Source organism: Mesorhizobium prunaredense, from assembly GCF_900156895.1.
Lineage (GTDB): Bacteria > Pseudomonadota > Alphaproteobacteria > Rhizobiales > Rhizobiaceae > Mesorhizobium > Mesorhizobium prunaredense.
The window spans coordinates 1-9,909 of the sequence record NZ_FTPD01000018.1; the positions used below are offsets into that span (position 1 = coordinate 1).

A 9,909-nucleotide genomic window follows, 5' to 3' on the forward strand; every position below is an offset into this window, starting at 1 on the left:
GGTCCTACCTCGGCTCAGGTCGGTCGCTACCGTGCGAATTTTGCTAGGGGCGGCCCGACAATCTATCGGGTGACTATCGGGCCGCCGCGCCTAGCCAGCGGGGGGCGTTGGGGTCGCCGGCTAGCGAACTATATGGCGCTACATGCATCATCGCTAATTTAGTAAAATGGTCACGGTCCGTTCCCCTAGCCATCAAATCGGATGAGCCTAGACTCGAACCTGTGCGCAAACGAGTGAGTGCCGGACCCGGCCGGCTAGAGTTCATTCCTCCGATGATGCCTACCTTGGTCGCCAAGCCGCCCCAAGGCGATGACTGGATGCATGAAGCCAAATTCGACGGCTACCGCTCCCAGATTATCATCGACGCCGGCGGCGCGCGGATCTTCACCCGCCGCGGCCTAGACTGGACATCGAAGTACCGCGATCTGGTCGAGGCAGCCAAAGCTCTCAACGTACAGAACGCCACCATCGACGGCGAAGTCGTCGTCCTGAATGAGGGTGGCCTTTCGGATTTTGCCGCGTTGCGCAAGGCAATCACCAGGCGCCAGCACGACCTCTATTTCGTCGCGTTCGATCTGCTGCATCTCAATGGCCACGATTTGCGCGATATGGCGCTTGAGGATCGGCGGGAAATCCTGGCCGGCCTTATAGGGTCTGACAGCCGCATCCAGTTCAGTGAGACAATGCCAGGCGAGGCTAATGCGATCTATCATCTGATCGACGCGGCCGGCCTGGAAGGAATGGTATCGAAGCGTCGAGGCAGCAAATATCGCAGCGGCCCGACTACCAATTGGCTAAAGACCAAATCCTTCACCGAAAGCGAATTCGAGCTTCTTGGTGTCGAGCGCGAGCGGGGTAAGCCGGCCTTCGCTCTGATGGCCGAGCCAGGCACCCGGAAATATGTCGGCAGTGCGTTCGTGAGCGTCAATCGCGAGATGCGCGAGCGGCTATGGAAACGGGTCCAGGAACATGCCGGGCCACCGCCAAAGGACATGCCAAAGCGGCCGGCAACACAGTGGGTTAGGCCGGTAATCAAAGCCCGCGTGAAGCATCTGAGGGGCGAGGAAGGCCTTCGGCACGCCTCGCTTCAGGACTTCTGGGACGGGTGAAGCTCAGTCGCGTCGCATAAGGCCGGTCAAGCGCGACGCGCTTTAAGGTTTGCCTGTCACAACCGATGGTAGTAGCTGATATGATTAAGTCTAAAAGTTGAGTAAATGTGACGCGGGTTACTGGGTGCCATGGGCGAGCGCGGTGAGGAATACCTCCCTGAATGGATTGCAGGCCATCTGTCCGATGATCCGGTAATTGCCGGAGACATCTCGGCCAGAATTTTGAACATGAAGTACGTTGGGGTCCCGTCCCGTGGGATGAGGAGAAGCCAGCGGAAAGAAGCGTCGATCGAGGGCGGAGGTGAGGTTTTGGAGGCTCCGTCGACTCGCGCGATCACCGTCATCTTCCCAGACGCAACACCCATCATGGTATTGGCTGTCTTGGCGCTTTCCGTGCTGTTGCTCCTGGGCGTCGCAGGGTCCGGGCTATTAGATGAGGCGGTTGCGTCAACGCTCTGATGGGCAGGCCCGCTTGCGTTTCACATAGACCTCAGGAATATAATCCTCTCCGTTGCGGCGAGCCCTTCAACGGAGATCGCCATGCCCCAAAAGACCCTCGCTGACACCCTGGCCGCCCGCGAAACCATCTATGTCAATTGCGGACACCCGATGTGCTGCAAATCGACGAAGCTCGACATCCAGGCGCTGATTGACAGGCTCGGCCGTGACCACGTCTCGATGCATGACGACCTGGTCGGGCTCTTTGTCTGCTCAAATTGCAAGGCTGCCGGCCGCGACCGCCGGCAGGTGTTCTTCACATGCGTTCCTGACTACGAAGGCCAGCAGCGGGCGCGCAATCGCGATTGGAAGCCAACTTTCGAACGAGGGGACTGAAAGTGGCGGGCGCCGTTTGTGGGGGCGTTGGGGAGAAGCCATGGCAAAAGATATCGGCGAGGGCGCGCAGATCGAAGAGATCACGCCGAAGCCGAAGAGGCGTTAGCCAGCTAACGCCATGCCGATGGCCAGTTCAAAGCAAAACCCCGGCACTTCAATGCCGGGGCGTGGAGTCGCATGGGTACCATGCCCGGTTTAGGGGCAGTTCTTGGCTTGCTGGTCTGTGGTAGCGGGGTCGGTAGTGGTTGTTTTGCCCGTAGCCCCCGTTTTGCACTTGTCGGGAGCACCACCCGGATCGCCTTCGGCTGTTGGGCTGTTCCCCCCTCCGCCACTCGGGGCGCCGCCGCTGCTGGACGATTCATTGCCGCCGTCGCTGCCCGTACCGTTCGTTTGCGCCATCGCGCCGCCAGCCAAGCCGAGAGTCAAAACTGCTGCTGCGAGAACTTTCATCATGTCGATTCTCCATCCTGCCGCTTGATTGCGACCTGAAAAACCAACTTCGGGCCGAGATGAATGTTCCAAAAAATTCGTAGCGACTCTTCCCGCAAGATGGCGGGGTGGTCGGATGGTTTACTTGCGGACCTAAGGCGCGTGAAAACAGCGGTCCGGCCGCCTTCTAGGGGGCGGAGGGGAACGCCGTGGCTGCCGGCCCTGGCCGGCGGGTATGGGGGGGGCGCCGGCTGATAGAAATATGCGCTTGCGCTAACATGAAAGCAAGGCAGGAGGCGCGCCCGCAGCCGCTCCTTTTCGGAGTAACCCCCTTGGCGTCAAGTGCTTACTCTAGCATCTTCATTTCCGCAACCTCACGCCCGCGCCGCCGCCATTCTCCGCGATGAACTCGACGCCGGCCGCTTCGAGGGCGCGTTTCACCTTGTCACGAGTATCGGCATGCAAGAAATACCGCACGGGCGGCCAGCAGCACGTCACCGTGAAGCACGTCACGGTGAACGAAGGCGGCCAAGCTATTGTCGGCAACGTCTCGCACGGGGGGCAGGGTGATGGAAAAAAATAACGTCAACCTCATGAACCTAGCGCCTCGGTGTCATGCTCGGTCGAAGCGGACGGGTTGCCAAGCAAAACGGCGGTGTTCGGTTCCTCTAGCCCTAAAATCGGATGAGCCTAGACTCGGTTCCATGAGTGGGTGTCGGGCAGGCTTGTTCAACGCTTTAGTCAGAACGCGCATTTCTTGTATTTAATGGCACCAACCATCGCATCAAAGCGCTCAAAGTGGGTTGCGTCGATGATGCGGAATGACCATGAAAACTTCCGGGATACAACAGCGTCCGCACAGGTTAATAGGGCGGAGAAGCGGTCGTTCTCCTCGTTGACTTGCGAGATCGTGCAGGTGCCCCCAACCGGGCCCTTTCCCTTGTTGCCGGTAATGATGAAACCGTCCTCGGACGCATAGGTACGGTCCTTGAAGCGGACTTTCCCCTGGATCTTCTCGAACACCCTCGTGCAGTCGGTGCGTTCCCGGACCCAGACGCCTTGCAAAACCTCAAGAGCATCGGCCCATGCTACGGATGCGCTAGCGGCGAAAAGTGCCGATCCCAGGAGCAGTGCTGCCTTCGAACGATTGGACCGCCATCTCAGTGCTGCTATGACGAGGTGCATCAGGAATCTCCAAAGCGGTTTCAGTTGATGCCCCTCCAACCGCAAAAGCGGAAGTCACTAGAAAGCTTTTACCGGCAGAATGTTGAACGACTAGGCCACTAGCTTTGGTTCGATGCAAGCTTCCTCCGAATTGCGCTAATGGCGTTGACGATCGCCTCCGCTGCCTGGCGGTTGCAACATCCAGGCGGCCTTCTGTCGTCTGGATTGAGAGGATTCCGAGATTGCCCATCTTGTCCGTGACCGTTCCGACATGAATCTCTGTCGGCACATAAGGCGGCTTTTCCATAGGACCCATCGCTTACCTCCTGGTAGCGGTGTGCTGCTGGAGATCTCTCCTTTGACAACTCCCAAGGGCAGCATCGCGCCGATCTGGCGCAAAGGCAAGCCAGAGCAATCCGCATAAAGGGTTATCGCATAAAAGTGTAGTTTCAAGTGCAAGGGCGCGCTGACGATTTCCGCGTTATTTCATCCTCAACCTCACCCCAGCGCCACCGCCGTTCTCGGGGATGAACTCGACGCCGGCCGGTTCTAGCGCAGCGGCACTGATCGACTCGCAAGCTTGGCGATATGGCCCGCTGCCTCACGGTGGCGGGCTTTTTGTTACCCCAATTGTTACCCCAATTGTTACCCCAGTGGCTTTCTGTCGCTAAGGATTCGATGAGTTAATTGACACTAACTTATTGATTTTGCTGGTGCCCCCGGACGGAATCGAACCGCCGACCTTCGGTTTACAAAACCGCTGCTCTACCAGCTGAGCTACAAGGGCACGGCGCTCCGGTTAGCATATTTGGTGCGCCAGTAAAGACAAAACTCCGTTTTGAGCGCGCCGGAGCTGCCGGCGCAGGCATCCTGAAAACGGCCAATTGGCTTCCTATATCGTTCTAAGGTGCAATCGCATAGGCGAGGGTGTCGCATGATCAGACTTGTCGTCATTGCCCTGATCGTCGTCGTGGCCTGGTTTCTCCTGGTGAAGCTCATCAGGGTTTTGAAGAGCGCCAATGTCGACTGGACCGGCGTCACCACCATCATCGGCTTCATCGCGCTTGCCTTCTGGCTGCGCCACATCACCGGCATGGGCTGAGGCCTCCCGCCGCCGGACTGTCGACCGGCGCTCCTCGCCGGTCGTAATTGCGCGCCCGACCGCAAGCTCAGTTCAGACCGCCGCTTTTGCGCTTTCGAAAAAATCCAAAAAAACCGTCGAACCTTTTTCCTTGCTGCCACGACAGATGGTCAAGAGGCGGATGGATCGCCTCTCACAACGCAGCAGGAGATCATCATGTTCAAGCGCACCATCGTTTCCGGCCTCATTGCCACCACTGTCGCCGCCGCAATGCTGGCCGGCACCGTTCAGCCTTCGGCTGCCCATCACAAGCACCATCACAACAAGCACCTTGGCATCGGCATCGCCGCCGGCGTCGGTGGCTTCCTGCTCGGCACCGCGCTCGCCCAGCCGCGCACCGTCTACATCCAGGAAAATGGCGGCTCATGGCACGTCCGGCGCTGCCTTAACCACTATCAGAGCTACGATCCGTACTCCGACACCTATGTCGGTTACGACGGCTACCGTCACCGCTGCCGGCTTTGAGGGGAGGTGAACCGTTTCAGGCAAGGGAAAAAGGGGCACCCACTGCCCTACCCACTGCCCCTTTTTCAGCTGTCTGGGTTGCGAAATTGAACCCGGCACCGCAACCGGTTCCAGCGAGGGATGTACAGGGATTTTTCGACAGCTTAGTCTGGCGGTGAAGGCACCAGAGGGAGAGGGACGCTTGGACGAGCACGAACCCAAGGAAGAGCAGATTGAGACGGATTTCCGCAACGGCACGATCACCACCGTCGGCATTCTACTGGCTTTCTCGCTGGGCTTCATCACGCATTGGGCCGCCAACCCGCTCCCTTGGGAAATCTATCACCTGGCAGCCGTCGTGCCGATTTTGATAGGCATTGCCTTGCAGATACGAGCGCTGCGGTTGCTGCTCGACACAACGTCTCTACAGCGACGCGTCTATGAACGCGCCATCCGCATCTTCATCGCCGGCCTCATCTTCACCGCCTGCGGAGTTGGGCTGGCGATGCTGCTTGATTTCTACGACCTATCGACCAAAAGCGCGGTGCCCGGGGCCTAGCTCATCCTGACAGATGTCGCACCATTCGGCGCCGGTCAGCGCTGCCATGCGCTCGACGCCTATTTTCACCGCTGCATTGGTTGCGCCGGCCGCTGGCACGACCTGATCGTAGGCGCGCAGCGATACGTCGCAATAGACCGGCAACGGCGAGGCGAGGCCGAAGGGGCAGACGCCGCCAATCGGATGGCCAGTGATTTCGGCCACCTGCTCGGCATCGAGCATGCGCGGCTTGCCGCCGAATGCATCGCGCGATTTGCGATTGTCGATGCGCGCGTCGCCGCGGGCGACGACCAGCATGACCCGGTCACCGACGCGCAGGCAGATGGTCTTGGCGATCTGCCCCGGCTCAACGCCGTGCGCCTCGGCCGCGAGCGCGACGGTCGCCGAGCTTGTCGGCGTTTCGATCACCTCGATGTCGGGGGCATATTCGGCGAAGAAGGCTTTGACGGATTGGAGGCTCATGCGTCTTTCGGGCGTCGGCTGGCGGAAGGTGGACGAAAACTTGGCCGTAGCCGGGCGGCTGTCAAGGTAAGCGCGCAGCGCCAATCTCGAAGAGTGAACCCGGTTCGGCGGCGCGGCTTGGTGAAGAAGGGGGCGGCAGACCACCAATCATCCTGGTTATTTCCGTTGCGGCTTCGCGCACCAGGGGGCCGATCTCGGCCAGCCGCTCCGGCGTGACCCGCACCGTCGGTCCCGAAACCGACACGCCGCCGATCGGTTCGCCGAACTCGCTGAAGATGGCGGCGGCAACGCAGCGCATGCCGGGGTGCCGTTCCTCGTCGTCGACCGACCAGCCGCGCAGCTTGATCGCCACCAGATCACGGGCCAGCGCCGAGATGTCGGAAAGCGTCTTTTCGGTGAAGCGCTCCAGCCCGGTCCGGCGCAGGACGGCGCCGACGCGCTGCGGCTCAAGATGCGCCAGCACCGCCTTGCCGATGCCCGATGCATGGAAGGAAGTGCGCGTGCCTGGCCGGAAGAAGGCGCGGATCGCCTGATGCGTCTCGACCTGGCTGACGAAGACGACGCAATCGTCCTCGGCGACGCCGAGATTGGCGGTCTCGCCGGTCTTCTCCATCAATTCCTGCATTACGATGCGGGCGCGGTCGACCAGCTTGCGGCGGCGCAGGAACGCCGCACCCATGCGATAGGTCTCGACGCCGATCGACCACAGCTGGTCGCTGCTGTCGAACTCGACCATGCCGTGATTTTCCAGCGTCGTCAGCATGCGGTAGGCGGTGGAAGCCGGCAAGCCGGACGTGGTGGCGATCTCGCTCAGCGACAGGCCGCTGCCTTCGGCGACGATGGCCAGGATGCGCAGCGCCCGGTCGAGCGACTGCACCGAAGCCGGCTCGGCCGGACCGTGGAAGGCACGCGGCCGTCCGCGCTGGCGTTTTTCGGCGGTTTCCATAGTGGCATTCTTGCCGATTTCGCCAAATACGCAATGAAAAAGTTTTTCACCAATTTGCCATGGGAATTTCGTGGAAAACAGAAAATCCAATTAAATCAGCAGATAGCCCCGGTTTCTTAGAAATGAAAAAATATTCTGAAAAAATTGAAAAATAATAGGCGCGCTGCCATTCTCGGCCATCAACAATTCCGTGGAGGCTGACATGGCCAGGATGCGCGCAGTCGACGCAGCGGTTCTCGTTTTGGAAAAGGAAGGCATCTCCTGCGCCTTCGGCGTGCCGGGTGCAGCCATCAACCCGTTCTATTCGGCGCTGAAGGCGAGGGGTACGATCCGCCATATCCTGGCGCGCCATGTCGAGGCGGCCTCGCACATGGCCGAAGGTTATACCCGCGCCAAATCAGGCAATATCGGCCTGTGCATCGGCACTTCGGGTCCGGCCGGCACCGACATGATCACCGGCCTCTATTCGGCCGCGGCCGATTCCATCCCGATCCTCTGCATCACCGGCCAGGCGCCACGGGCGCGTCTCAACAAGGAGGATTTCCAGGCCGTCGACATCGCCGCCATCGCAGCACCCGTCGCCAAATGGGCGGTCACCGTGATGGAACCCTATCTCGTGCCGATGGCGCTGCAGAAGGCGTTCCACCTGATGCGCTCGTCGCGGCCGGGGCCGGTCCTCATCGATCTGCCGGTCGACGTGCAGCTGGCCGAGATCGAGTTCGACATCGATGCCTATGAGCCGCTGGTGCCGTTCAAGCCGGCAATGTCGCGCGACCAGGCCGAGAAAGCGCTGAAAATGCTCAACGTGGCGGAAAAGCCTGTCATCGTTGCGGGTGGCGGCATCATCAATGCCGACGCTTCGGATTTGCTGATCGAGTTCGCCGAAGTCACCGGCGTCCCCGTGATCCCGACGCTGATGGGCTGGGGCGCGATCCCCGACGACCACCGGCTGATGGCCGGCATGTGCGGGCTGCAGACTTCGCATCGCTACGGCAACGCAACGATGCTCGAGGCCGATTTCGTCTTCGGCATCGGCAACCGCTGGGCCAACCGCCACACCGGCTCCGTCGACGTCTACACCAGGGGCAAGAAATTCATCCATGTCGACATCGAGCCGACCCAGATCGGCCGTGTCTTCGCGCCGGATCTCGGTGTCGTCTCGGACGCCGGTGCAGCGCTCAAAATGCTGCTCGACGTCGCCACGGAATGGAAGACGGCTGGGAAACTGCGCGACTGGTCGGTCTGGGCCGGGGAATGCCAAGGCCGCAAGAAGACGCTGAAGCGCAAGACGCATTTCGACCAGGTGCCGCTAAAACCGCAGCGCGTCTACGAGGAGATGAACAAGGCATTCGGCCGCGACACCACCTACGTCACCACGATCGGCCTTTCGCAGATCGCCGGCGCGCAGTTCCTGCATGTCTACAAGCCGCGCAACTGGATCAATTGCGGCCAGGCCGGCCCGCTCGGCTGGACGCTGCCGGCCGCACTTGGCGTTCGCGCCGCCGACCCGCAGCGCAACATCGTGGCGCTGTCCGGCGACTACGATTTCCAGTTCATGATCGAGGAACTGGCGGCCGGCGCGCAGCACAAATTGCCCTATATCCATGTCGTCGTGAACAATGCCTATCTCGGCCTCATCCGCCAGGCGCAGCGCGGCTTTTCGATGGATTTCGAGGTCAGCCTCGCCTTCGAGAACGTCAACCGGAAGGACGATCCCGAGGCTGGCTACGGCGTCGACCACGTTGCTGTCGCCGAGGCGATGGGCTGCAAGGCGGTCCGGGTGCGCGGGCCGGAGGAATTCGCCGGCGCCTTCAAGCAGGCGCAGCGCCTGATGAAGGAGCACCAGGTTCCGGTCGTGCTTGAATTCATATTAGAGCGCGTCACCAACATTTCGATGGGCACCGAAATCGACAAGATCACCGAATTCGAGGAGCTTGCCGAACATCACGAAGACGCCCCGACGGCGATCGTCATGCTGGACTGAACGGAGAAAAAAGAATGCCGCGTTTTTCAGCCAATCTCTCGATGCTCTTTGGCGAGCACGATTTCCTCGACCGCTTCGAAGCCGCCGCCCGCGCCGGTTTTGGGGGTGTCGAATATATCGGCCCCTATGATCATGCGCCCGATGTCGTTGCGGCAAGGCTGAAGAAAAACGGCCTGACCCAGGTGCAGTTCAACCTGCCGGCCGGCGACTGGGCCAAGGGCGAGCGTGGCATTGCCGTGCTGCCGGATCGTGTTCCCGAGTTCCGGCAAGGCGTCGCCAAGGCGATCACCTACGCGCATGCGCTGAGTTGCGAACAGGTCAACTGCCTCGCCGGCATCGCGCCGCAAGGTGTCGAGCGTTCGCTGCTGGAAGATGTTTTCGCCGAAAACCTGGCGTTCGCGGCCGAGAAGCTGGAGCAGGCCGGCGTGAGGCTGCTGATCGAGCCGATCAACACCGGCGACATTCCCGGCTTCTTCCTCAACTATTCGGACCAGGCCCTGGCGCTCATCGACCGCGTCGGCTCAAAGAACCTGTTCCTGCAATATGACATCTATCACATGCAGATCATGGAGGGGGATCTCGCCCGCACCATCGAGGCAAACCTCAACCGCATTGCGCATATCCAGCTGGCGGACAATCCCGGCCGTCATGAGCCGGGGACGGGCGAGATCAATTTTCCTTTTCTGTACAGCCACATCGACCGCATCGGCTATACTGGTTGGGTCGGGGCGGAGTACAAGCCGAAGGGCGGGACGGAAGCCGGGCTGGGTTGGTTCCGGGAGTTTGCCGGGCAGGCGGCGGCGTAGGGGACGTTTACAATTGACGGCGCGTTCCGTC

12 protein-coding genes and 1 tRNA gene are annotated in these 9,909 nt (G+C 60.7%); 8 read left to right on the forward strand and 5 right to left on the reverse strand.

Annotated features, from left to right (window positions below; translation table 11 throughout):
- Positions 1 to 272 precede the first annotated feature (272 nt).
- From BQ8794_RS15675 to BQ8794_RS15685, 3 genes are all read left to right on the forward strand, one after another.
- On the forward strand, positions 273 to 1,109 hold the full coding sequence (locus tag BQ8794_RS15675) for an ATP-dependent DNA ligase (RefSeq protein ID WP_483189061.1): 837 nt from the start codon (positions 273 to 275) through the stop codon (positions 1,107 to 1,109).
- Positions 1,110 to 1,238: 129 nt separating this feature from the next.
- Positions 1,239 to 1,568 (forward strand): hypothetical protein, encoded by a 330-nt coding sequence (locus tag BQ8794_RS15680; protein ID WP_077379123.1) that lies wholly within the window; start codon positions 1,239 to 1,241, stop codon positions 1,566 to 1,568.
- An 81-nt stretch (positions 1,569 to 1,649) separates the two neighbouring features.
- Entirely contained in the window at positions 1,650 to 1,943 is a 294-nt protein-coding gene (locus BQ8794_RS15685) for a hypothetical protein (protein WP_143744583.1), read from the forward strand.
- Between the two features lie 195 nt (positions 1,944 to 2,138).
- On the opposite strand, the gene BQ8794_RS36060 is transcribed toward BQ8794_RS15685, so the two are convergent.
- The 3 genes from BQ8794_RS36060 to BQ8794_RS15705 form a co-directional block, all read right to left on the reverse strand.
- Positions 2,139 to 2,396, reverse strand: coding sequence for a hypothetical protein (locus BQ8794_RS36060; RefSeq protein ID WP_210189840.1), 258 nt, complete (start codon positions 2,394 to 2,396; stop codon positions 2,139 to 2,141).
- Between the two features lie 717 nt (positions 2,397 to 3,113).
- The gene (locus BQ8794_RS15695) at positions 3,114 to 3,557 is read right to left on the reverse strand and encodes a hypothetical protein (RefSeq protein WP_077379126.1); all 444 of its coding nucleotides are present in this window, start codon (positions 3,555 to 3,557) and stop codon (positions 3,114 to 3,116) included.
- 690 nt (positions 3,558 to 4,247) lie between these two features.
- Positions 4,248 to 4,323 (reverse strand) — tRNA-Thr (locus BQ8794_RS15705).
- A gap of 147 nt (positions 4,324 to 4,470) precedes the next feature.
- Between BQ8794_RS15705 and BQ8794_RS15710 the strand changes: the two genes are divergently transcribed.
- From BQ8794_RS15710 to BQ8794_RS15720, 3 genes are all read left to right on the forward strand, one after another.
- Entirely contained in the window at positions 4,471 to 4,638 is a 168-nt protein-coding gene (locus tag BQ8794_RS15710) for a hypothetical protein (protein WP_077379127.1), read from the forward strand.
- Positions 4,639 to 4,833: 195 nt separating this feature from the next.
- Positions 4,834 to 5,142, forward strand: a complete 309-nt coding sequence (locus tag BQ8794_RS15715; RefSeq protein ID WP_077379128.1) for a BA14K family protein — start codon at positions 4,834 to 4,836, stop codon at positions 5,140 to 5,142.
- Positions 5,143 to 5,323: 181 nt separating this feature from the next.
- The gene (locus BQ8794_RS15720; RefSeq protein WP_077379129.1) at positions 5,324 to 5,680 is read left to right on the forward strand and encodes a hypothetical protein; all 357 of its coding nucleotides are present in this window, start codon (positions 5,324 to 5,326) and stop codon (positions 5,678 to 5,680) included.
- On the opposite strand, the gene BQ8794_RS15725 is transcribed toward BQ8794_RS15720, so the two are convergent.
- Together BQ8794_RS15725 and bhcR are read right to left on the reverse strand one after the other, a co-directional pair.
- Positions 5,648 to 6,142: a YbaK/EbsC family protein gene (locus tag BQ8794_RS15725; protein ID WP_077379130.1), complete on the reverse strand. Its 495-nt coding sequence runs from the start codon at positions 6,140 to 6,142 to the stop codon at positions 5,648 to 5,650. The genes BQ8794_RS15720 and BQ8794_RS15725 overlap by 33 nt on opposite strands.
- A 61-nt stretch (positions 6,143 to 6,203) precedes the next feature.
- Positions 6,204 to 7,088, reverse strand: a complete 885-nt coding sequence (bhcR, locus tag BQ8794_RS15730; RefSeq protein ID WP_077379142.1) for an HTH-type transcriptional regulator BhcR — start codon at positions 7,086 to 7,088, stop codon at positions 6,204 to 6,206.
- Positions 7,089 to 7,290: 202 nt separating this feature from the next.
- Between bhcR and gcl the strand changes: the two genes are divergently transcribed.
- Together gcl and hyi are read left to right on the forward strand one after the other, a co-directional pair.
- Positions 7,291 to 9,072 carry a glyoxylate carboligase gene (gene gcl / locus BQ8794_RS15735; RefSeq protein WP_077379131.1) on the forward strand — a complete coding sequence of 594 codons (1,782 nt, stop codon included), beginning with the start codon at positions 7,291 to 7,293 and terminating at the stop codon, positions 9,070 to 9,072.
- Positions 9,073 to 9,086: 14 nt separating this feature from the next.
- Positions 9,087 to 9,878, forward strand: coding sequence for a hydroxypyruvate isomerase (gene hyi, locus BQ8794_RS15740; protein ID WP_077379132.1), 792 nt, complete (start codon positions 9,087 to 9,089; stop codon positions 9,876 to 9,878).
- The last annotated feature ends 31 nt before the right edge of the window (positions 9,879 to 9,909 follow it).